This is a genomic window from Mycobacterium sp., assembly GCF_008709575.1.
In the GTDB taxonomy this organism is placed as follows: Bacteria; Actinomycetota; Actinomycetes; order Mycobacteriales; family Mycobacteriaceae; genus Mycobacterium.
This window is the reverse complement of the sequence record NZ_VYIK01000054.1, coordinates 1-21,132: the sequence shown is the minus strand read 5'-3', so window position 1 is coordinate 21,132 and position 21,132 is coordinate 1. Positions and strand designations below refer to the sequence as shown.

The window sequence follows — 21,132 nt, the reverse complement described above, 5'->3', positions numbered from 1 at the left end:
GAGACCGTTTAGTTAGCCAACCGACGTAGGCTGGGCGGCATGCGAAGCGCCTACCGCGAGCGCCTCACCGAGTTGACAGACTGGCTGGGCGAGATGTGCGGGCTGGCCGGAGTGGCCATGGAACGCGCAACTCAGGCGCTTTTAGATGCCGACATCGTGCTCGCCGAAAAGGTGTTCACCGACTATGACCAGATCGCGGCGCTGGGTGCACGCACAGAGGAAAGCTCGTTCGCTCTGCTGGCGTTGCAGAAGCCGGTCGGCGCTGACCTGCGGGCAACGGTGGGTGCCATCCAAGCCGTGGCCGACATCGACCGGATGGGCCGGCTGGCGATGCACGTCGCAAAAATCGCCCGACGCCGTCACCCCGAGCATGCGCTGCCCGCAGAAGTCAACGGATATTTCGCCGAAATGGGACGACTGGCAGTCAAGCTGAGCAAAAGCGCCCAAGAGGTGCTGCTGTCCTGCGACCCGAGAAGGGCCGCGCGCATCCGCGAAGAAGACGACGCAATGGATGAGCTGCACCGGTATTTGTTCACCGTGCTGATGGATCGGGAATGGAAGCACGGCGTGGCCGCCGCGGTCGACGTGACACTTTTGGGCCGGTTCTACGAACGCTTCGCCGACCACGCCGTGGAAGTGGCCCGCGGGGTCATCTTCAAAGCGACCGGCGAGTTCTCCCAGGCACGCACTTTGACGACACTGGGAGTGGCTGCCGGGCATGACTATCGCCAGCACCCCAAGATCTAGCCCCGGCCGGTTGTTCGCCGGTCCGACCGGGCAGCATCGCGACGCGAGAACGTAGTCTTAAGACATGCGAGCCGCTTATCAGGAGCAGCTTTCGGCTTTGTCCGAGCAACTCGGCGAGATGTGCGGGCTGGCCGGGGTGGCCATGGAACGCGCAACTCAGGCCTTGCTGCAGGCCGATTTGCTACTGGCCGAGCAGGTGATGTCCGATCACGAGCAAATCGCGACGCTGAGCGCGCGGGCCCAGGAGAGCGCATTCGTTCTGCTGGCCTTGCAGGCGCCGGTCGCCGGTGACCTGCGCGCGATCGTGAGCGCCATCCAGATAACCGCCGATATCGATCGGATGGGTGCACTGGCGCTGCATGTCGCCAAGATCACCCGCCGGCGTCATCCGCAGCACGCACTGCCCGAGGAAGTCAATGGGTATTTCGCCGAAATGGGCAGACTCGCAGTCGAATTGGGCAACAGCGCGCAAGAGGTGCTGTTATCCCGTGACCCGGAGAAAGCAGCCCGCATCCGCGAGGAAGACGACGCGATGGACGACTTGCACCGGCACCTGTTCACCGTGTTGATGGATCGGGAGTGGAAACACGGCGTGGCCGCCGCCGTCGACGTGACACTTTTGGGCCGGTTCTACGAACGCTTCGCCGACCACGCCGTCGAAGTAGCGCGCCGGGTCGTCTTCCAGGCCACCGGCAGGTTTCCCGACGACGACTCAGCGGTACGGCCCGCGCTCTGATCGCGCGTCAGGCGCGGAACGGCCACGGCTAACCGAAGCGGCCGGAAATGTAGTCTTCGGTGGCCTTTTGAGTCGGGTTGGAAAAGATTTTCTCGGTGTCGTCGATCTCGACCAACCGGCCGGGCTTTCCGACGGCCTCCAGGTTGAAAAATGCGGTCTGATCGCTCACCCGGGCGGCCTGCTGCATGTTGTGGGTGACGATGACGATGGTGTAGTCCTGCTTCAGCTCGGCGATCAGGTCCTCGATGGCCAACGTGGAGATGGGGTCCAACGACGAGCAGGGCTCGTCCATCAGCAGCACATCAGGTTGTACAGCGATAGCCCGGGCAATGCACAATCGTTGCTGCTGACCACCCGAGAGCGTGGCACCCGGCTGGTCGAGTCGGTCCTTGACCTCGTCCCACAGGTTGGCTCCGCGCAGCGAGTATTCGGCGGTGTCGTCGAGTATCTTGCGGTTGCGCACGCCTTGCAACTTCAACCCCGCTACGACGTTGTCGCGAATCGACATGGTGGGAAACGGGTTCGGTCGCTGGAAAACCATCCCGATCGCCCGGCGCACCCCGACGGGGTCGACGTTGGGCGCGTAGATGTCCTCGTCGTCGAGAAGCACGGTCCCCTCGACCCGGGCACCTGGAATCACCTCGTGCATACGGTTCAAGGTGCGCAGAACGGTCGTCTTGCCGGAGCCGGACGGGCCGATGAACGCCGTGACACTGCGGGGTAACACCGACAGCGAAACGTCGCCGACCGCGTGAAACGACCCGTAGTAGATGTTGACCTCTTTGAGGTCCAACCGCTTAGCCACCCCGGGCTCCCGGTAGGCCCATCGGCGGCGACCCGCTAGACATCTTTGGTCGCGAATAATTTCGCGGCTACTCTGGCTGCCACATTGATGGCGGCGATCAGCAGGATCAGCGTTAGTGCAGCGCCCCACAGCCGATCGGTAGGGATCGGGTTGGCACCCGCCCCGGCGGATGTCTGGTCATAAATCATCCCGGGTAACGTTCCCATGAAGCCGCTGAACATATCGAGGTTGATGGCCTGAGAGTAGCCCACCAGAATCAACAGCGGCGCTGTCTCGCCCATCACCCGGGCCAGGGCCAGCAGGATCCCGGTGAGGATGCCCGACAGTCCAGCCGGAATGACTATGCGGGTAATCGTCTTCCATTTCGGCACCCCGAGCGCGTAGCTCGCCTCGCGCAGATCGAACGGAACGACCCGCAGCATCTCCTCGGTGGCCCGCACCACCACCGGGATCATCAAAAGCACCAGCGCCAGCGACACCGCGAAACCGGACCGCGGAAGACCCAGCGTGTCCACACACGCCGCGTAGATGAACAGCGCCGCGACGATGGAGGGCACACCGGTGAGAATGTCGACCATGAATGTGGTCAACCTGCGCAGCACGGTGTCACTGTCGTATTCGACGAGAAAAATCGCGACGAGAAGCCCGATCGGGCTGGAAATCGCCGCGCATACCAACCCCTGCAGCAGGGTGCCGACCAGTGCGTGGTATGCGCCGCCGCCGGCCACGAACGCCGTCATCCCGGCCTGCGAATGTGTCCACCAGGCTAGCGACGCGACCGCGTGGACGCCCTTGGCGACCACGGAGTACAGCAGCCACGCCAGCGGAATCACGACGATCACCAGCGACAACGTCACCAACCCGGTGGCAGCGTGGTCGGCGATCCGCCGCCGTGCACTGACGGCCGCGAAGGTGCGCGCCTTGAGAGGGCGGTCCAGTAGCACGGTCATCGGAGTGCCCTCCGCACGACCATGCCTCGTGCCAGCGCGCTGACGACGAAAGTCAGCACGAACAGCACCAGCCCGGCCGCGATATAGGCGCCGGCTTTGTATTGATCGTTGAATTCGGACGCGGCGGCGGCGATCTTGGTCGCGAAGGTATACCCGCCGTCGAACAGCGACCAGCCGAATCTGGCCTGGGTGCCGCGCAGGATGATCAGCAGCGCAACGGTCTCCCCCAGCGCGCGGCCCAGGCCCAGCATCGCACCGCTGATGTAGCCGGAGCGGCCGAAAGGCAGCACGGTCGTCTTGACCACTTCCCATCGGGTCGCGCCCAGCGCCAACGCGGCTTCGACCTGCTCCTGGGGCGTCCGGGCGAAGACCTCCCGGGTAACCGCGGTGATGATCGGCAAGATCATCACCGCCAGCACGATGCCCCCGGTGAAGATGGTGCCACCGCCGGCCACCGACGCGTTGCCGTCGGCGAAGAGGAACCACCACCCCAGGTTGTGGTTGAGCCAGGTCGCAATCGGCCGTAGCCGCGGTGCCAGCACGTAGAGCCCCCAGACACCGTAAATGATCGACGGGACCGCGGCGAGCAGATCGACCAGGTAGGCCAACGGTCCTGCGGCACGCCGTGGTGCGTACCGGGTGAGAAATAGCGCGGTTCCCAGAGCGATCGGCATCGCCAGGATCAGGGCGAACACCGAGACGAACACCGTGACCGCCAGTATCTCATAGACGCCGAAGTGCATCGCCGAGGTGTCGGTGGTGACCCAGTTGCCCCCGTAGGTCAGGAAGTTCTCCTTGTCGCGCGCCAGAGCCGGTAGCGCCCGCCACAGCAGGAACACCCCGATCGCCGCGACCACCACGATGATCAGGACACCGGAACCCTGCGCCGCGCTGCGAAACGCACGGTCACCCCGATGTGGCGTGCGGGTGGCCCGGGGCCGACCGGCCGGACGTGGCGGTGTCACTGCGATCCCGTCGCTTTCGGTATCTGCCATCTCGACGCCTCGATCAGTGGCCTATCGCTGCGATCGCGGCGACCAGCCGCTGCTTGAAATGGTCCGGCAACGGGATGTAGCCGGCCGCGGAGAGCTTGTTCTGGTCGCTATCGACAGCCGTCATCAGAAACGACTTGAGCGCGGTCGAGGTACCCGGATCGTAGCCTTTGGAACAGACGATCTCGTAGGTTGCCTGCACCAACGGGTAGGCGCCGGGATCCGTGCTGGCATAGAGCGAATCCAGATCCAGCCGCAAATCGTTGCCGGCTCCGGTGAACGTGACGTCGGCGATGGCCGTGCGCGCCGAATCTTCGGTCAGCGCGACCGCAGCGCCGCCGCGGTCGAGTTGGGCATAGGACAGCCCGGCCTGATCGGCGAACCCTTTCTCGACGTAGCCGATGGCGCCCGGCGTGGACCGCACGGCCTGCACGACGCCGGCGGACTTCTGAGAACCCTCGCCGACGCCTCCCTGAAACTCGCTGCCGGCACCCTTTGCCCAGCTCTGCGGGGCGGCCGCAGCCAGAAATTTCTGGAAATCGTCGGTGGTGCCCGAGGAGTCCGACCGGTAGATCGGGGTGATCCCGAGGTCCGGAAACACGACGCCGCGGTTGAGCCCGACAATGGCCGGATCGTGCCAACTGGTAATCGTGCCGTCGAAGATCCTGGCCAGCACGTCGGCGTTGACCACCAGCGCGTCGACCCCGTCGAGGTGATAGACCACCGCGACCGGTCCGAACACCAGCGGCAGATGCCACGCCGGGTTACCGTCGCAGCGCTTGGCCGCGGCATCGACCTGGTCGGGCGTCAACGGTGAGTCCGACCCGCCGAAGTCGACATGGCCGGCGATGAACTGCTCCCGGCCCGCGCCGGAGCCGGTCGGGTTGTAGGAGACATTCTTCCCGGGGCATCGTTGGCCCCACGCGCGGTTGAACAATTCGATCGCGTTCAGCTGCGCCGTCGAGCCCTCGCCGGTCAGTGCCTTGTTGCCGGCGCAGTCGACCGTGGGGGCCCCGACGTTGCCGCCCAGGTTGTTGTCGCTGCCGCAGCCGCTCACCACCAGGCCGACGATCACCGCCGCGCCCAGCGCCTTGCCCGTCGTGTCCACGGTCACCGATCTCGCTTTCTCACGCCTCTTTCTGCGACACCGTGCCCCTATCGCGCGCCCATGAACAGCTCAGCGATCATCGTTGGCATAGGCGGTGTCGACACCGTGCCGGGTGAAGCCCAGCTGCCGGTAAGTTCTCAGCGCCGCGGTGTTGTCTGACTCGACGTAGAGCATCACCGTGGGATGCGCCGCGCCGCCCAGTTGCCGTGCCAGGTGCGCGACGCCGACCGACGTGAGCACCGAGCCCAGGCCGCGGCCCTGGGCCGACGGGTCGACAGCGACGACATAGACCTCGCCCAGGCCGTCGTCGTTCGAATGCACTTTGGTCCAGTGGAAACCCAGCAGGGCACCCGTCGCCTCGTCGACCGCCAGAAACAATCCGGCGGGGTCGAACCATTTTTCGCGGCGTCGCCGGGCCAGATCGTCCGGAGTCCAGCCACCTTGTTCGGGGTGACCAGCGAAGGCGGCGTTGTTGACCCGCAACAGCTCGGCGTCGTCGGCCGCCCCGGCATAGGTCCGGATCCGCACGCCCGCGGGAATCAGCGGGGCGGCGATGTCGTCGAGGGGGCGGCGCATCTGGATGAGTTCGCGTACCGCCGCCAAACCCAGCGCCGACGCGGTCGCCTGCGCCGACGCGAGCGTTCCGTGTGCCCAGAAGTGGTTCCGGCCGCCGGTTTTCGCCAGCGCGGCTTGGATCAACGCCGAGCCCATCCCGCGTCGGCGGGCATGCGGATGAACGACGAGTTCTGCCGTACCGGAGTCGCCGTTCCGCGGCGCGGCAAGGTGGAGATAACCGATAACCGGCGAGTCCGGTCTCGGGCCGGTGATCAGCAGATGTTCGGCGCGCCCCTGTGCCAGCTCGAGCAGCACCTGCTCGCCAACGGGGGCCACACCGTCGAACTCGGTTGCCGCGATGACGAGATCCCGGACTTTCTGCTGCTCGACGGCGGTGAGCGCAGAACGCCAGCGATTCACTGGCTATCCACCAGCGGCTCTTCGTTACTGTCCAGATCGGTCTCGTTGTCCTCGGCAGACTCGGCGTCGCCGGCCGGCGGGCGGCCGCGGACCGGTCGGACGGCCTTGTAGCCGACATTGCGGACCGTACCGATCAGCGCCTCGTACTCCGGACCGAGTTTGGCCCGCAGGCGCCGCACGTGCACGTCGACGGTGCGGGTGCCGCCGAAGAAGTCGTATCCCCACACCTCGTGCAGCAGCTGCGCGCGGGTAAACACCCGACCGGCATGTTGGGCCAGGTACTTCAGGAGCTCGAACTCCTTGTAGGTGAGGTCAAGCGGGCGACCGCGCAGCCGGGCGGTGTAGGTGCCTTCGTCGATGACCAGTTCGCCCAGGGTGATCTTGCCCGCGTTCTCCTGTTCGGACATACCGCCGCGTCGGCCGACCAGCAGCCGCAGCCGGGCGTCGACCTCGGCGGGCCCGGTGCCGGGCAGCAAGATCTCGTCAAGGCCCCAGTCGGGGTTGACCGCGACCAACCCTCCTTCGCGCACCACCGCGGCCACGGGGACCGAGCGGTCCGTGGTGGCCAGCAGGCGGCACAGACTGCGCGCGGTGGGCAGGTCGTTGCGGGCGTCGACCAGCACGACGTCGGCGCTGCCTGCTTCCAGCAGCGACGACACATCCGCCGGAGCGGTCCGCACGCTGTGCGCGAGCAGCGACAATGACGGCAGCACCGAATCAGCGTGCGATTCGGTGGTCAGCAGCAGTAGCTCCAACCTGGCCCCTCCGGCGTCGTGGGGAAGACGTCTCCCAGATTCGCGGCCTGGTGTCGTCAAGTGCTCTAACAATACCGTGCTACCTGCACGTTAGCGCGCCGCCGACCGGCAGGGCGGCGAGCGCAGCGGTGCGGTGCGCCACAATATCGGGGTGCGCAGGGTACTGGTCGGCGCGGTCAGCGTGTTGCTGGCTCTCGTCGCGGTACTGCTCGCCGGGGTCGGCGTGGACTTCGGGATCGCCATCTACGCCGAGTACCGGCTGTCACGCACCGTGCGCGCCGCCGCAGACCTGGGCTCGGATCCGTTCGTCGCCATCCTCGGATTCCCGATGATCCCGCAGGCCATGCGCCACCGCTACGACGAACTGGAGATCAAAGCCAACGCGGTGGCTCATCCCCCGGTCGGCAAGGCGACGCTCGAAGCCACCATGCACGCTATCGACTTGACCTACGCCTCCTGGCTGATCAGGCCGGACGCCAGGCTCCCGGTCGGGATGCTGGAAAGCCGCATCATCATCGACTCGACGCATCTCGGGCGTTACCTGGGCATCACCGATCTGATGGTCGAGGCGCCGCCGCAGGACACCAACGACGCCACCGGTGGCACCACAGAATCCGGGATCTCCAGCAGCCGCGGGCTGGTGTTCACCGGAACTCCCAGGGGGGCCCACTTCGACAAGCGGGTCAGCGTGTCGGTGGACCTCTCGATGGCCGGCGATGACCGGGCCACGCTGGTATTCACCCCGACCGGGGTGTTGACCGGCCCCGACACCGCCAATCAGAACGTGCCCATCGACCAGCGGGAGGCGGTGCTGGCGGCGTTTCGCGCGACGCTGCCGGGCCAAAGGCTGCCGTTTGGGGTAGCCCCGACCAGTCAGGGCGCCCGGGGATCAGACGTCATCATCGAAGGCATCACCAAGGCGGCGACGATCACTCTCGAGGAGTTCAAGAGGTAGCGCACCAGGGGCACATCAGCCCGCGTACCGGGACAGCCGCGCCGACAGGTGCGGCACCAACCCGCCGTCGGCGTCGACCCGCTCTTCCACGTAGGCCAGGTCACCGCCCTCGACGATGCCGTAGAGCCGCTTGGCGCCGCCGACCAGCACACCCGACTTGCTGCAGGCCAGCGCATCGGTCACCAATTCCCATGAGGACTGGTTGCGCGGGCGCCCGTAGAACAGCTCGATGTAACCCGCGGAGTGGGCCAGCAGCAGTTCGATGGCCTGCGATTCGGTAGGGTCGTCAGGGTCGTTGACGAAACGCCAAAAGCCGGTCTCCCGCAGGTCATGCCCGTCATACTCGCCGGCGTCGGTCAGCCGCCATGACCGCGCTTCCCAGTTGAGATAGTCGCCGCCGTCGTGGGAGACCACGATCTGCTGGCCGAACCGGTAGTCGCCGTGACTGCCCCGGCCCTCGCCGGCGCCGCGCCACACCCCCACCAGCGGCAGCAATGCGAGCAACGTGGTGTGCAGGTCGGCGCCCTCGCGCAGGTTCGCCGTGTCGGCCGGTCCCGGCAGGTCGTCGAAAACCGGGATGTTACGCGCCGCAGTCACTTTGGCGCGCGCCGCGGCTTCGGCCAGTGCGCGCTCCCCGGAACGGGACGAGCCAGCCGGCCCCTGGCTGCCTTCGCCGGGTCTCAACCGCCACCTCCGCGCATCGCTGAGCTCTGCATTGCCGTCGGCGTGCGTCACGACTCATCGGTGATCAGCCGGTACAACGCATACAGCGCAAACCACGTGATCAGCACGACGGCCGCAACCAGCATGATCTCGAAGAACAGCACCACGCCAACGAGTTTAGACCGCGACTTCGCGGCGGCGATTTTGCCAGTCACCGCCCCGGTTTGCGGACACGAGCCGGATGTCATTGGTCCGGACATGGACCAGCCCCCGAGCCGTCGTTCCTGGCTGGACAGACCGGGGGCTCGGGGGCCGGGTGGCTGCGGGGAATTCGCCAGCAATGACGCCGGTTCTTTCCAACCTGGCGCTGCCTAGCGCGCAGCCACCTCACATGTCCATGAAGCTAGCAATTCGCGGACCACCTCCTTCCTTGTGTACGCCTGACGCTACCGGGAACCAACCGGGCCCACAACCGGATTCACCGATCGCTGACGACGGCGGCGTCGACGAGCGCGGCGAATTCCACGGCCAGCGGCGCAGGCGGCAACACCCGGCCGTCCAGGGTATGCACCCGCGCCGCCAGTGTGATACTGGAGACCAGCCAAATCCCCTGGGCGGCAAAGAGGTCTGATACTCGTAGGGTGCGATAGTCGCAGTCGTAACCGTTGGCGCGGGCCACCTCGAAAAGCGCCTGTTGGGTGGTGCCGCGCAGGATCGGGTACCACGGCGGCGGGGTCAAGAGCGTGGTCCCACCGGATCCTTCATTACCATCGACGGCGATCACCACCGTCGAGCGTGGGCCCTCCAGGACATAGCCGTCGGCGCTGACGAAGATGACGTCGCCGGCACCCCGCCGCTCGGCGTGCCGCAGCGCGGCCATGTTGACCGCGTACGACAATGTCTTGGCCCCGGCCAGCAGCCACGGCATTTGGTCAACGCCGGCAGCGCTCAGCCCGCGGGCCAGGGTCAGCGCGGCCACCCCGTCGCGGCGGGCGGCGGCGACGCGGTCGGCGAGCGGGTTGACCGTCACGTATGCCGTCGGCGTGTGGCCGCCTTCCCGACCGCGGCTGTAGACCAACCGCATCGCGCCCTCCCCGGGGCCACCGGCCCGCCAGGCCCGAGCGGCCACCCCGATCGCCCTCCGCCAGACCGGCACATCGGGCGGGGCCAGATCCATCAGCCTGGCCGAGTGAGTCAGGCGTCCCAGATGCGCCTCAACCAAGCAGGCCCGGCCGTCCCGGACCAGCAGGGTCTCGAAGACTCCGTCGCCACGCACTGCGGCCAGATCATCGGCGCACAGCAGCGGTGTCCCCGCCGGATGGATCTCCCCGTCGAGCGTGACGACCACACCCGGGTGGTCTGTCATGGGGCAAGAGCCTAACGGCGATCGCGAACGCGACGAACCGGCAGCCCCGCAACGGCCCGTAGAGTTGTTCTGTGACCGCAGTTCCCGCCCCCGCCGCCGGACCGGACGCGGGCGCGGTCTGGCATTACGGCGACCCGCTGGGCGAACAGCGCGCAGCCCAAACCGGCGCCGTGCTGGTGGACCGCTCGCACCGGGCTGTGCTCGCCCTGACCGGCGCCGATCGCCAGAGCTGGCTGCACAGCATCTCGACGCAACACGTCAGCGAACTGCCCGACGGTGCCAGCACCCACAACCTCAGCCTCGACGCGCAGGGCCGGGTCGAGGATCACTGGATCCAGACCGAACTCGGTGGGGTCACCTACCTCGACACCGAGCCGTGGCGGGGTGAGCCGCTGCTGGCCTATTTGCGCACCTTGGTCTTCTGGGCGGATGTGGCACCTGCCGCGAGCGACCTGGTGGTGCTGTCGGCGTTGGGTCCCGGGCTCGCTGATCGTGCCGTGCTCGACGCGCTGGGCCTCGACGCGTTGCCGGCGGAGATGACCGCGGTGCCGCTGCGCGGCGGCGGGTTCGTGCGCCGGATGGCCAGCGGCCGCGACGGACTGGTCGAGCTGGACCTGCTGGCGACGCGCGACCAGGCGACGGATTGGCAGCACCGGTTGGCGCGGGCCGGGGTTCGCCCGGCCGGGATCTGGACCTATGAAGCCCACCGGGTGGCGGCCACCCGGCCGCGGCTCGGTGTGGACACCGATGAACGCACAATTCCGCACGAAGTAGGCTGGATCGGCGGACCCGGAGCGGGGGCTGTTCACCTGGACAAGGGCTGCTATCGGGGGCAGGAGACCGTGGCGCGGGTACACAATCTGGGCAAGCCGCCCCGCATGCTGGTGTTGCTTCACCTCGACGGATCGGTGGACCGGCCGACAACAGGTGACGTGGTGCGGGCCGCTGGCCGCCCGGTGGGCCGGCTGGGCACCGTCGTCGACCACGTCGATCTGGGCCCGGTGGCGCTGGCGCTGGTCAAGCGCGGACTGCCGGCCGAGACGGCCTTGGTCACCGGCGCAGACGGCGGCGTCAGCGCGGTGATCGACCCTGATTCGCTGCCGCCGGCCGATGGGGTCGGCGCCGGCCGGGCCGCCGTCGAGCGGCTGCGCGGAGCCACGCGCTGACTGCGTGCACACCCGTGGGCCAGACCACCGCGCCAGGACCGGGCACGGTAAACTGTGCGCAGGACAATAAACTCACTGACAGATCGGAGCCGCCTACTCGTTGGGCCGCTCCGTTATTGCGCGAGGGGGTTCCCCCATGGGCCGCGGCCGGGCTAAGGCGAAGCAAACCAAGGTTGCTCGAGAACTGAAGTACAGCTCCCCCCAAACCGATTTCGACCGACTCCAGCGCGAGCTGTCCGGGTCGGGCACGCAGGACGCCGACCGGCTGGACGGCGACGACGAATTCCGCGACGACCCCTGGGACGATCCCGGCGACTGGCGGAGCTAGAACCTCGGGTGCTGGCCGACGAGCTTGGCTCGGGGGCCGGCCTTCCCGGACTTGCTGACGGTTCCCAGCAACCAGCAATCCAAGTGGCGGGCGGTCAGCACGGCCAAAGCGCGGTCGGTGTCCTCGGCAGCGACAACGGCCACCATGCCGACACCCATGTTGAACGTCTTCTCCATCTCGGCGCGAGCGACCCGACCGCGCTGCGCGATCATCGCGAATACCGGAGCCGGTGTCCAGGTGGCGCGGTCGATCTCGGCCACCAGGCCGTGCGGGATGACCCGCGCCAGGTTGCCCGCCAACCCGCCGCCGGTGATGTGACAGAACGTGCGGACTTGAGTTTCGGCGGCCAACGCCAGACAGTCCTTGGCATAGATCCGGGTCGGCTCCAGCAGCTCTTCACCCAGCGTGCGACCGAACTCCTCCACGTACCCGGCCAGGTTCATCCGGTCGATGTCCAGCAACACGGCGCGGACCAGCGAATACCCGTTGGAATGCAGACCGGACGAACCCATCGCGATCAAGACGTCGCCGGGCCGCACGCGCTCAGGCCCCAGCACATCGTCGGCCTCGACCACGCCGACTCCGGTCGCCGAGATGTCATAGTGATCGGGTTCGATGAGCCCCGGGTGTTCGGCGGTCTCGCCGCCCAGCAGCGCACAACCCGCACGCATGCACCCCTCGGCGATCCCCGAGACGATCGCGTTGAGTCGCTCGGGCACGATCCGGCCCACGGCGATGTAATCCAACAGGAACAGCGGCTCGGCACCGCAACACACCAGGTCATCGACCACCATCGCGACCAGGTCCAACCCGACCGTGTCGTGCTTGTCCATCGCCTGAGCGACCGCTAGCTTGGTGCCGACGCCGTCGCTGGACGCCGCCAGCAGAGGTTCGCGGTAGCCGCCGCGCAGCGCGAACAACCCGGCAAAGCCCCCGAGCTGGCTGCGTACTTCGGGTCTGGTGGCTTTAGACGCCAGCGGCCTGAACAACTCGACCGCTCGGTCACCGGCCTCGATGTTCACACCTGCGGATGCATAGGTGATGCCGCGCGGGCCCGGTTCACTTCCCGAGCGCTTGCCCGGGCCGTTCTCAGGGTCGGTCATCGCGATAAAGGCTACCGCTCGGCGCGGACGTGGCGGTACCCGCGTGCGCCGGGCTACGGATGCCGCAGCACAGCGGCCTGCTCGGCCTCCGGAGATAATTCGGCGCTGGTGCCGTCGGCGCGCTCGACAGCCCCGAGCGCCGCGTTGGCCAGCATCTGCTCGACGACGTTCTTGCCCAGCGTGGCGTCACTGGGCAGCTCGATCGGGTACACGCCGTCGAAGCAGGCCGCGCACAGCCGCGAGGAAGGCTGCTCGGTGGCCGCGACCAACCCCCGCAGCGAGATGTAGCCCAGCGTGTCGGCGTTGATGGCATGACGTACCGCGTCGAGCATCTCGCTCTCGTTCTCGACGGCGTTGGCGATCAGCTCGGCGGGCGACGGGAAGTCGATGCCGTAGAAGCAGGGCCACTTCACCGGCGGGGAAGCGATGCGTACGTGCACCTCGACGGCACCGGCCTCGCGCAGCATCCGCACCAGCGCGCGCTGCGTGTTGCCCCGAACGATCGAGTCGTCGACGACGATGAGCCGCTTGCCGCGGATGACCTCTTTGAGCGGGTTGAGCTTGAGCCGGATACCGAGCTGGCGGATGGTCTGCGACGGCTGGATGAACGTGCGCCCCACGTAGGCGTTCTTCACCAGGCCCTGCCCGTAGGGGATGCCGGACTCCTGCGCGTAGCCGACCGCCGCGGGAGTACCGGACTCCGGAACGCCGATCACCAGGTCCGCGTCGATCGGGCACTCGCGGGCCAGCCGACGACCGATCTCGACCCGGGCGCCGTGCACCGAACGGCCCGCGATCGTGCTGTCGGGGCGCGCCAGGTAGATGTATTCGAAGACACATCCTTTCAGATTGGGGTTGGCGAAGCGGCTCGAGCGCACCCCGTCGGCGTCGATCGCCAGCAATTCACCGGGCTCGATGTCGCGGACGAACGAGGCGCCGACGATGTCGAGGGCTGCGGTCTCAGAGGCCACCACCCAGCCGCGGTCGAGCCGACCCAGCGACAGCGGTCGTACTCCGTACGGATCGCGGGCCGCATACAGCGTGCCTTCGTCCATGAACGTCAGGCAGAAAGCGCCGCGTACGGTCGGAAGCAGTTCCAGCGCAGCTTGCTCCAGGCTGGAGTCGGCCGCGCCGTGGGCCAGCAACGCCCCCAGGATGTCGGAGTCGGTGCTGGCGCCGCCGGGTGCGCGGGTGCTGATCAACCCCGCTTCCCGGGCCCGGGTCACCAGCGCGGCACTGTTGACCAGATTGCCGTTGTGCCCCAACGCCACCCCGGTGCCGGCTGCGGTGGTGCGGAACACCGGCTGGGCGTTTTCCCAGGTGGTTTGACCGGTGGTGGAGTAGCGGCAGTGCCCGATCGCGACGTGGCCCTGCATCGCGGCCAGGGTCTGCTCGTCGAACACCTGGCTGACCAGGCCGAGGTCCTTGAAGACCAGCACCTGGGAGCCGTCGGCGACGGCTATTCCCGCGGCCTCCTGACCGCGGTGCTGCAAGGCGTACAAGCCGAAGTAAGCGAGCTTGGCGACTTCCTCACCAGGGGCCCAAACCCCGAAGACGCCGCACTCTTCGCCGGGGGGGTTGTCCTCGGGTTGCGGCTGCTGGGTGGTCACGGTGGGCGGCTCCTGGGCGCAGTTCGGTGACGCAAAGAAGTCTACGGGCAACCCGGGCGAAGGTCCGAATCGAGTTGGCGTGTCGCCGGTTTTACTCCGGATCACCTGCAGATGACCGATCCCGGAAGGTGTCAGAATTCACATCTGCCACATTGGTATCCGCCGGAGGATCAAGGCCGCCACTCTCGGGTGGGTCGGCCAGGCGCATCAGCGGCAGCCACTGCTGGATCTGGGCGGCTCGCGGCCCGGACAGGTGCACCGTTCCGGCGGCCGCGGCGTCGGCCATCGCGAGCAGCCCGGTGGCCAACAGCAGCCAGGTCCGAGGATCGGTTTGGACGACATTGGGTGGGTTGCCGCGGGTGTGGCGCGGTCCGCTGACGCACTGCACCGCAACGAACGGCGGAATCCGTACCTCGACGCTGGACCCCGGCGCCTGCTCGGCCAGCGCGCGGGCGGTCAGGCGCACCGCGGCCGCCAGTTCGGCGCGATCCGGGAAGGGCCGGGTATCGTCGCGCAGCCACTCCGCCACAGACAGCACCGCGGCGCGGGTGCGCACCGGATCAGTCCGGCGCCGAGCAGCCACGCCTCACCCCATAGCCGGGCCGTCGTTGGACCGCCAAGGCGGCCACGGCGGCGGTTTCGTTGATCGCCAAGTGCGCCAGGATCGGAGCTGCCAGGCTGCCGGAACGCTCTGCCAGCCAACCGAATACCCAACCCACGACGGCGGTGGCCACCACGGTGGGAGCCACCGGCTCACCGCTCGCTCGAGCGTCGGCGATATGGGACAGCCCGAAGGCGGCGGCTTGGGTCAGCCGGCCGCGGCGGGCGCCGAACACACGGGTGGCAGAGCCCAATGCGGCGCGGAAGCCGGCCTCCTCGGCCCACACCGTGCCCAGCGGGATCTGCCATAGCAGCCAGATCGGCGCCGACCGGGGCAACACCCGGCCGGCCATCGACGACCGCACCAGGGGCGCCGACGTCACCGCCGCGACAGCGGTCGCCGCGACAGCGCCGCTGGTCAGCCCCAGCCGCAATCCCGCCCACACGGCGGGTGGGCGCAGCCCCAGCGGGGCGCGGGTGAGCAGCACCAATACCCCGGCCAAACCCGCCTGGGTCGGTACCCGCCACCTCATCGGGATCCTGGGGCCGACGAAGCTGAAACCCACCAGACCGGCAGCTAACAGCAGCGCCCACATCCTGCGAGAAGAGATGTCGCCCATCAGTTTTCAGGACCGTTGGCAGCGGCGGTACTGTCCAGCACCGCACGGATGCGCTCGGTGTCGGCGGTGGTCCAGCCCCTCGGGGGCACTACCGCGACCCAGCCGTCCAAGATCGTGTTGCGATAGTTGTGGCCGTGTCCGGCGGGCATGTCCAAGGCATGCGGCAAGTCGGCACTGACCTGCCAGAACGTCACGACCGGATACCAGCGCATCGACGCGGTGCGATCCTGCCCGGGTGGTTCGACGAGCCAGTCCGGCCGGCCGAACAGCAGGTCGGGCGACCACCAGACCACCGGGTCGGAGGGATGCTGCTCGAACAGCACCCGGGTGCCCTGCCACGGGGGAGCCGCGACCTGGGCGACGTCTGCCGGGTCGACGGCTTCACAGAACCGCACTCGCCGCCCGTTGTCGTAGCGCGGCGCCACCTCGGTGGTGCCGGGATCGCGCCGGGAGATCAGCGCGTGCCACAACGGGCTGGCCTGCGGAGGTCCGACCCAGAGCACCGCGTCGAAGCCCTGCTTTTCGATGTCCGGCAGATAGGTGAAGGCGGCTTGCCCGGCCAGCGAGCCCAGGCTCTCGCCGTAGAGCACCAACTTCGGACGGTGATCGGGCGGCAGTTGCTGCCAACGGTCGTGCACGGTGTCGATCAACAGGCGGCCGGAGTCCATCGATTTTTGCCGGTCGGCCAGAAACGACACCCAGCTCGGCAGGTAGGAGTACTGCACACCGACGACCGCGGTGTCGCCGTTGTACATCATCTCCACTGCGTCCGATGCGGCCGCGTCGATCCAGCCGGTACCGGTGGTCGGGACGACGACGAGCACTTGGCGGGTGAACGCACGGGTGCGCTCGAGTTCTGCAACGATCACCTTCATCCGGTCCCGCGCGTCGGCGGCGCTGCGCAGCCCCGCGTACACCCGGATGGGCTCCTTGGCGGGCCGGCCGTTGAGCCGGGTCAACTCGCCGGCGTGCGGGCCGGTGGCGACGAACTTGCGGCCCTCGCGGCCCAACGTGTCCCAGGGCACCAACGATGTTGGGCTGCCAGACTTCTCGGGCAGCATCGGCTGTGACACGCCCAGCGGGGTCGCGGCGTCGCGCGGTTGGGAAATATCGTTCGCGGCGGCGAAGAATCCCCGGACAAGGACGCCGTTGATCAAGGTCACCAGCAGCGCCACCACAATCGCCGTGCCGATGAACAGCGCCACCTCGCTGTGCAGATTCCACCGCCTGATCAGCATCCGGGCCAGCAACTTGACGGCGTCGATGAGTACCCGCACCGTCGACACCAGCACCGCGCTGACGGCTACCGCGATGCTCAGGGTGCGCAAGTACCCCGGCGTTGTCGGGCCGGCCATACCCATCAGCGCGGACACCTGCCGCTGCCAGGCGGCAGCCGGGACGAGCATCAGCACGCAGGCCGTCGGAGCGATGCCCACCACGGCGGCCTTCAGCCAGAACAACACCCGCGCCGGCGGCGGCCACCAGGCGACGTTGCGCAGCACGAAACGCTCTACCGTCCGGCCGACGACCACACCCAGCCCGTAGCCGAACGCGGCGTTGATGCCGCCGATCAGACCCTGCAGCAACCAGCCCCGCGGCAACAGCGACGGCGTCAGCGACAAGCAGAAGAACAACGCACCGAACGCCACTCCGACGAAGCTCAACCGCACCAGGCTCCACGCCCACACCAGCAGCGGATGCCGCCCGCGAGGCTCGGCCGGCGCCGACTCGCCGGTGATGTCGTCTACTGAAAGGCCCATGGCGCTATCCGAACAGGGCCGGCAGCACACCCCGGAACGCGCCGCGCAGCTCGGCCAGCGACACCGTGAACAACCCTTGGACTTCCAGCGCGTCCGAACCCTGGTCGACCACGCCGATACGGGTGACCGGCAATCCCCGTGCCTCGCACAGCGACCGAAACCGGCTCTCCCGGGCGGGGGGCACGGCCACCAGCACCCGGCCGGCCGATTCGGAAAAAAGAAAAGTGAACGGGCCGGTGCCCGAGTGGAAATCCTCGGGAACCACAATGCGGCAACCGGTTTCGCCGGCCAGCGCCGACTCCACCACAGCCTGCGCCAGGCCGCCTTCGGACAGGTCGTGGGCCGCCGACACCAGCCCGTCGCGGGAGGCGGCGCGCAGCACCTCGGCCAGCAGCTTCTCCCGGGCGAAATCCACCGCGGGCGGCAGCCCACCCAGGTGGCCGGCCGTGACCTGCGCCCAGACCGAGCCGTCGAATTCGTCGCGGGTGTCGCCGAGCAGCAGCAGCGTCTCATCCGGCGCGGCGCCCATCGCCGTCGGGAGGCGCCGGCTCACGTCCTCGAGGACGCCCAGCACGCCGACGACCGGGGTGGGCAGGATCGGCGTCGACCCGGTTTGGTTGTAGAAGCTCACATTGCCGCCCGTCACCGGAATGCCGAGCGCCGCACAGCCGTCGGCCAGTCCGCGCACCGCCCGGGCGAACTGCCACATCACCGCAGGGTCTTCGGGAGAGCCGAAATTCAGGCAGTTGGTGACCGCGACCGGGGTGGCGCCGGTGACGGCGACGTTGCGGTAGGCCTCGGCCAGCGCGAGTTGGGCGCCGGTGTAGGGATCCAGCGCGGTGTAGCGCCCGGACCCGTCGGTCGACACCGCGATGCCGCGGCCGCTGTGCTCGTCGACCCGCAGCACCCCCCCGTCGGCGTGCTCGGCCAGCACCGTGTTACCGCGCACGTAGCGGTCGTACTGCTCGGTGATGAACGCGCGGCTGCACAGGTGTGGACTGCCCACCATCGCCAGCAAGGTCGCGCGCAGCTCGTCGCCGCTGACCGGGCGGGGCAGCCGGCTCGACCGGTCGGCGTTGAGCGCATCCTGCGACTCGGGCCGGGCGATCGGCCGCTCGTACACCGGGCCCTCGTGGGCCACCGTGCGCGGCGGCACGTCCACGACGGTCTCGCCGTGCCAGGTGATCCGCAACCGGTCACCGTCGGTGACCTCGCCGATCACGGTGGCCAATACCTCCCATTTGCGGCATACGGCCAAGAACGCGTCGACGTTTCGCGGTTCCACCACCGCGCACATCCGCTCCTGCGATTCGCTGCAGAGCACCTCCGCGGGGGTCATGTTCTTGGACCGTAACGGCACTTTGTCGAGTTCGACAGCCATACCGCCATCCCCGGCGGAGGCTAATTCCGATGTGGCACAAGCTAATCCAGCACCACCGAGGTCCTGGATACCGACCACCAAGCCGGCCGCGTACAGCTCCAGGCAGCACTCGATGAGCACTTTCTCGGTGAACGGGTCGCCGACTTGGACCGAGGGCAGCTTTTTGCGGCCGGGTCCTGATTCATCCCCGGCGAAGGTGTCCGAGGCCAGCACCGACACCCCGCCGATGCCGTCAAGGCCGGTGCGCGCACCGAACAGGATGATCTTGTTGCCGGTGCCCGAGGCGAACGCCAGCTGGAGATCCTCGGCTCGCAGCACTCCCACGCACAGCGCGTTGACCAGCGGATTGCCCGCATAGCAGTCGTCGAAGACGGTCTCGCCGCCGATGTTGGGCAGGCCCAGCGAGTTACCGTAGCCGGCGATGCCGCGGACCACGCCGTCGAGCACCCGGCGGGTGTCGGGGGCGTCGGCGGGCCCGAACCGCAGTTGATCCATCACCGCGACCGGCCGCGCGCCCATCGCCATGATGTCGCGCACGATGCCGCCCACCCCGGTGGCGGCGCCCTGGTAGGGCTCGACGTAGGAGGGGTGGTTGTGCGATTCCACCTTGAAGGTCACCGCCCAACCGTCGCCGATGTCGACGACCCCGGCGTTTTCCCCGATGCCGGCCAGCATCGTCGCCCGCATCGCCTCGGTGGTGGTCTCGCCGAAGTAGCGCAGGTGGACCTTCGACGACTTATACGAGCAGTGCTCACTCCACATCACCGCGTACATGGCCAGCTCGGCGTCGGTGGGCCGCCGGCCCAGAATGTCCCGGATCCGCTGGTACTCGTCGTCTTTGAGGCCCAGCTCGCGAAACGGCTGTGGCAGGTCGGCGGTGGCCGCGGCGCGCTCGACGGTGTCGAGGGTGGGCCCAGACGTCACGGATCACAGTGTAAGACGCGCGGGTCCGCTCAGGCGGGCGACAGGAACGCCTGCAGCGCGGCGGCATAGGCGGCGACGTCGCGGGCGCCCATCAGCTCCCGCGCCGAGTGCATGGCGAGCTGGGGTGCGCCCACGTCGACGGTCGGGATGCCGGTGCGAGCCGCGGTCAGCGGGCCGATCGTCGAGCCGCAGGGCAGGTCCGCGCGATGTTCGTAGCGTTGCAGGGGCACCCCGGCCTGGGCGCAGGCCAGTGCGAACATCGCCGCCGTGCGGCTGTCGGTGGCGTAGCGCAGGTTCGGCTGCACTTTGAGCACCGGACCGGCGTTGACGGCGATCAGGTGTCCCGGCTCGTGGCGCTCCGGGTAGTTGGGGTGGGTGGCATGGGCCATGTCCGCCGACGCCACCGCAGATCCCGTGAGCCGCCGCAGGAAGTCCTCCCGGTCACCGCCCGCGGCCAACACGATCCGTTCCAGCACGGTCGACAGCAGCTCGGACTGGGCGCCGTGGTCGGAGCCGGACCCGACCTCTTCGTGGTCGAACAACGCCAGCACCGGCAGATACCCGCGGGGGTGGACGGCCAACAGCGCCTCCAGCCCCGCGTAGCAGCTGGCCTGGTTGTCCAGGCGCGGCGCGCTGACGAAGTCGTCATCGACACCACAGCACCTCGACGGCGTCAGGTCGTGGGTCATCAGGTCGGCGCCGAGCACGGCGTCGGCGGCGACACCGGCCCGGGTGGCGACGTAGTCGAGAAACGATCGGGCCTCCGAACCGGCCGCCCACACCGCGTTGACGTGACGCTGCGGGTCCAGGCTCACCGCCGTGCGGTCCTCGGCCAGATGGATGGCCAGCTGGGGCACCCGCAGAATCGGTTCGTCGATGCGCACCAGCCGGTGCTGCAGGCCCGCGTCGGTGCGGATCGACAATCGCCCGCTGATGCCGAGATCGCGGTCCAGCCACGAATTCAGCCACGCGCCCCCGTATGGCTGCAGGGCCACCACCTGCCATCCGGCGACCGTGCGGTCGGGATGCTGCTTGACCCGCAGGTTGGGGCTGTCGGTGTGGGCGCCGACGATGCGAAACGGCCACCCCGAGCGTTCGATCCGATTCCCGCTGCTGTCCCAGGCCACCAGCGAGCCGGCCCGCACGGTGAAGAACTTCCCCGCTGGTGGCCACCGGTCCGCCTCGGCCAGGTCGGTGTATCCGGCGGCACGCAGGCGCGACGCCACGGTGGCGCAGACGTGAAACGGCGACGGGGAGGCGTCGATGAACTCACACAGGCCTGGTGCCGTGGCCGCCATGGCCCCATCTTTTCATCACGGCACCAGACGTTAGGGTCGACACCGTGACGGATGCGCAGCCGCAGCCAGTTCTGGCGCCGCTGACCTCTGCTGCGATTTTTCTGGTGGCCACCATCGACGCAGGCGGGGAGCCGACCGTCCACGAGGTGCTGCCCGGCATTTCCGGACTGGTTCGGGCAATCGGATTCCGCGATCCGGCCAAACGGCTCTCGCTGGTCACCGCGATCGGCTCTGCGGCCTTTGACCGGCTCTTCGCCGGTCCGCGGCCCGCCGAGCTGCACCCGTTCGTC

The 21,132-nt window shown here is 68.2% G+C and carries 21 protein-coding genes and 1 pseudogene; 6 read left to right on the top strand and 16 right to left on the bottom strand.

Annotated features, from left to right (window positions below; all coding sequences use genetic code 11):
* Positions 1-39: 39 nt before the first annotated feature.
* The gene (phoU, locus tag F6Q13_RS13000; RefSeq protein WP_293057005.1) at positions 40-747 is read left to right on the top strand and encodes a phosphate signaling complex protein PhoU; all 708 of its coding nucleotides are present in this window, start codon (positions 40-42) and stop codon (positions 745-747) included.
* Positions 748-811: 64 nt separating this feature from the next.
* Positions 812-1,483, top strand: coding sequence for a phosphate signaling complex protein PhoU (gene phoU / locus F6Q13_RS12995; protein ID WP_293057002.1), 672 nt, complete (start codon positions 812-814; stop codon positions 1,481-1,483).
* 28 nt (positions 1,484-1,511) lie between these two features.
* Here phoU (F6Q13_RS12995) and pstB read toward each other — a convergent pair whose 3' ends face one another.
* From pstB to F6Q13_RS12965, 6 genes are all read right to left on the bottom strand, one after another.
* Complete coding sequence (pstB, locus tag F6Q13_RS12990) at positions 1,512-2,288, bottom strand: phosphate ABC transporter ATP-binding protein PstB (protein WP_293057000.1); 777 nt, start codon at positions 2,286-2,288, stop codon at positions 1,512-1,514.
* Between the two features lie 35 nt (positions 2,289-2,323).
* The gene (gene pstA, locus F6Q13_RS12985) at positions 2,324-3,238 is read right to left on the bottom strand and encodes a phosphate ABC transporter permease PstA (protein ID WP_293056998.1); all 915 of its coding nucleotides are present in this window, start codon (positions 3,236-3,238) and stop codon (positions 2,324-2,326) included.
* Entirely contained in the window at positions 3,235-4,233 is a 999-nt protein-coding gene (pstC, locus tag F6Q13_RS12980) for a phosphate ABC transporter permease subunit PstC (RefSeq protein WP_293056996.1), read from the bottom strand. The genes pstA and pstC overlap by 4 nt, the downstream gene beginning before the upstream one ends.
* Before the next feature lie 13 nt (positions 4,234-4,246).
* Positions 4,247-5,344 (bottom strand): phosphate ABC transporter substrate-binding protein PstS, encoded by a 1,098-nt coding sequence (gene pstS / locus F6Q13_RS12975; protein ID WP_293056994.1) that lies wholly within the window; start codon positions 5,342-5,344, stop codon positions 4,247-4,249.
* A gap of 63 nt (positions 5,345-5,407) precedes the next feature.
* Positions 5,408-6,313 (bottom strand): mycothiol synthase, encoded by a 906-nt coding sequence (gene mshD / locus F6Q13_RS12970; protein WP_293056992.1) that lies wholly within the window; start codon positions 6,311-6,313, stop codon positions 5,408-5,410.
* Positions 6,310-7,068, bottom strand: a complete 759-nt coding sequence (locus F6Q13_RS12965; RefSeq protein ID WP_293057029.1) for a response regulator transcription factor — start codon at positions 7,066-7,068, stop codon at positions 6,310-6,312. The genes mshD and F6Q13_RS12965 overlap by 4 nt, the downstream gene beginning before the upstream one ends.
* Before the next feature lie 145 nt (positions 7,069-7,213).
* Between F6Q13_RS12965 and lmeA the strand changes: the two genes are divergently transcribed.
* Complete coding sequence (gene lmeA / locus F6Q13_RS12960) at positions 7,214-8,023, top strand: mannan chain length control protein LmeA (RefSeq protein ID WP_293057027.1); 810 nt, start codon at positions 7,214-7,216, stop codon at positions 8,021-8,023.
* A 15-nt stretch (positions 8,024-8,038) separates the two neighbouring features.
* On the opposite strand, the gene F6Q13_RS12955 is transcribed toward lmeA, so the two are convergent.
* The 3 genes from F6Q13_RS12955 to F6Q13_RS12945 form a co-directional block, all read right to left on the bottom strand.
* Positions 8,039-8,707, bottom strand: coding sequence for an FABP family protein (locus tag F6Q13_RS12955; protein ID WP_293057025.1), 669 nt, complete (start codon positions 8,705-8,707; stop codon positions 8,039-8,041).
* A gap of 47 nt (positions 8,708-8,754) precedes the next feature.
* The gene (locus F6Q13_RS12950; RefSeq protein ID WP_293057031.1) at positions 8,755-8,901 is read right to left on the bottom strand and encodes a hypothetical protein; all 147 of its coding nucleotides are present in this window, start codon (positions 8,899-8,901) and stop codon (positions 8,755-8,757) included.
* Positions 8,902-9,164: 263 nt separating this feature from the next.
* On the bottom strand, positions 9,165-10,034 hold the full coding sequence (locus F6Q13_RS12945; RefSeq protein ID WP_293057023.1) for an aminodeoxychorismate lyase: 870 nt from the start codon (positions 10,032-10,034) through the stop codon (positions 9,165-9,167).
* Positions 10,035-10,123: 89 nt separating this feature from the next.
* On the opposite strand from F6Q13_RS12945, the gene F6Q13_RS12940 reads away from it, so the two are divergent.
* Complete coding sequence (locus F6Q13_RS12940) at positions 10,124-11,218, top strand: folate-binding protein YgfZ (protein WP_293056990.1); 1,095 nt, start codon at positions 10,124-10,126, stop codon at positions 11,216-11,218.
* A gap of 136 nt (positions 11,219-11,354) precedes the next feature.
* Positions 11,355-11,546, top strand: coding sequence for a DUF3073 domain-containing protein (locus F6Q13_RS12935; RefSeq protein ID WP_293056988.1), 192 nt, complete (start codon positions 11,355-11,357; stop codon positions 11,544-11,546).
* Here the strand turns inward: F6Q13_RS12935 and purM are convergent.
* From purM to F6Q13_RS12900, 7 genes and pseudogenes are all read right to left on the bottom strand, one after another.
* Complete coding sequence (gene purM, locus F6Q13_RS12930; RefSeq protein ID WP_293056985.1) at positions 11,543-12,649, bottom strand: phosphoribosylformylglycinamidine cyclo-ligase; 1,107 nt, start codon at positions 12,647-12,649, stop codon at positions 11,543-11,545. The two genes, F6Q13_RS12935 and purM, sit on opposite strands and share 4 nt — an antisense overlap.
* A gap of 53 nt (positions 12,650-12,702) precedes the next feature.
* Positions 12,703-14,259, bottom strand: coding sequence for an amidophosphoribosyltransferase (gene purF / locus F6Q13_RS12925; RefSeq protein WP_293056982.1), 1,557 nt, complete (start codon positions 14,257-14,259; stop codon positions 12,703-12,705).
* A 199-nt stretch (positions 14,260-14,458) separates the two neighbouring features.
* Positions 14,459-14,842, bottom strand: a pseudogene (locus F6Q13_RS12920) (sterol carrier family protein); the annotation flags it as partial.
* Positions 14,820-15,479, bottom strand: a complete 660-nt coding sequence (locus F6Q13_RS12915) for a CPBP family intramembrane glutamic endopeptidase (protein WP_293056980.1) — start codon at positions 15,477-15,479, stop codon at positions 14,820-14,822. The gene F6Q13_RS12915 and the pseudogene F6Q13_RS12920, both read right to left, overlap by 23 nt.
* Positions 15,479-17,239 (bottom strand): alpha/beta-hydrolase family protein, encoded by a 1,761-nt coding sequence (locus F6Q13_RS12910; RefSeq protein ID WP_293056978.1) that lies wholly within the window; start codon positions 17,237-17,239, stop codon positions 15,479-15,481. Before F6Q13_RS12910 ends, F6Q13_RS12915 begins: the two co-directional genes overlap by 1 nt.
* Before the next feature lie 4 nt (positions 17,240-17,243).
* Positions 17,244-19,544, bottom strand: a complete 2,301-nt coding sequence (gene purL, locus F6Q13_RS12905; protein ID WP_293056976.1) for a phosphoribosylformylglycinamidine synthase subunit PurL — start codon at positions 19,542-19,544, stop codon at positions 17,244-17,246.
* A gap of 29 nt (positions 19,545-19,573) precedes the next feature.
* Positions 19,574-20,842 carry a M18 family aminopeptidase gene (locus tag F6Q13_RS12900; RefSeq protein WP_293056974.1) on the bottom strand — a complete coding sequence of 423 codons (1,269 nt, stop codon included), beginning with the start codon at positions 20,840-20,842 and terminating at the stop codon, positions 19,574-19,576.
* 44 nt (positions 20,843-20,886) lie between these two features.
* On the opposite strand from F6Q13_RS12900, the gene F6Q13_RS12895 reads away from it, so the two are divergent.
* Positions 20,887-21,132, top strand: a 246-nt coding sequence (locus F6Q13_RS12895; RefSeq protein WP_293056972.1) for a Dyp-type peroxidase domain-containing protein, incomplete at its 3' end; no start/stop codon positions are given.

Excerpts from the sequence above, each read along its gene's own strand:
- phoU (WP_293057005.1), top strand. The coding sequence starts at position 40 with ATGCGAAGCGCCTACCGCGAGCGCCTCACCGAGTTGACAGACTGGCTG.
- phoU (WP_293057002.1), top strand. The coding sequence starts at position 812 with ATGCGAGCCGCTTATCAGGAGCAGCTTTCGGCTTTGTCCGAGCAACTC.
- pstA (WP_293056998.1), bottom strand. The coding sequence starts at position 3,238 with ATGACCGTGCTACTGGACCGCCCTCTCAAGGCGCGCACCTTCGCGGCC.
- pstC (WP_293056996.1), bottom strand. The coding sequence starts at position 4,233 with ATGGCAGATACCGAAAGCGACGGGATCGCAGTGACACCGCCACGTCCG.
- F6Q13_RS12935 (WP_293056988.1), top strand. The coding sequence starts at position 11,355 with ATGGGCCGCGGCCGGGCTAAGGCGAAGCAAACCAAGGTTGCTCGAGAA.
- purM (WP_293056985.1), bottom strand. The coding sequence starts at position 12,649 with ATGACCGACCCTGAGAACGGCCCGGGCAAGCGCTCGGGAAGTGAACCG.
- F6Q13_RS12915 (WP_293056980.1), bottom strand. The coding sequence starts at position 15,479 with ATGGGCGACATCTCTTCTCGCAGGATGTGGGCGCTGCTGTTAGCTGCC.
- F6Q13_RS12910 (WP_293056978.1), bottom strand. The coding sequence starts at position 17,239 with ATGGGCCTTTCAGTAGACGACATCACCGGCGAGTCGGCGCCGGCCGAG.
- F6Q13_RS12900 (WP_293056974.1), bottom strand. The coding sequence starts at position 20,842 with ATGGCGGCCACGGCACCAGGCCTGTGTGAGTTCATCGACGCCTCCCCG.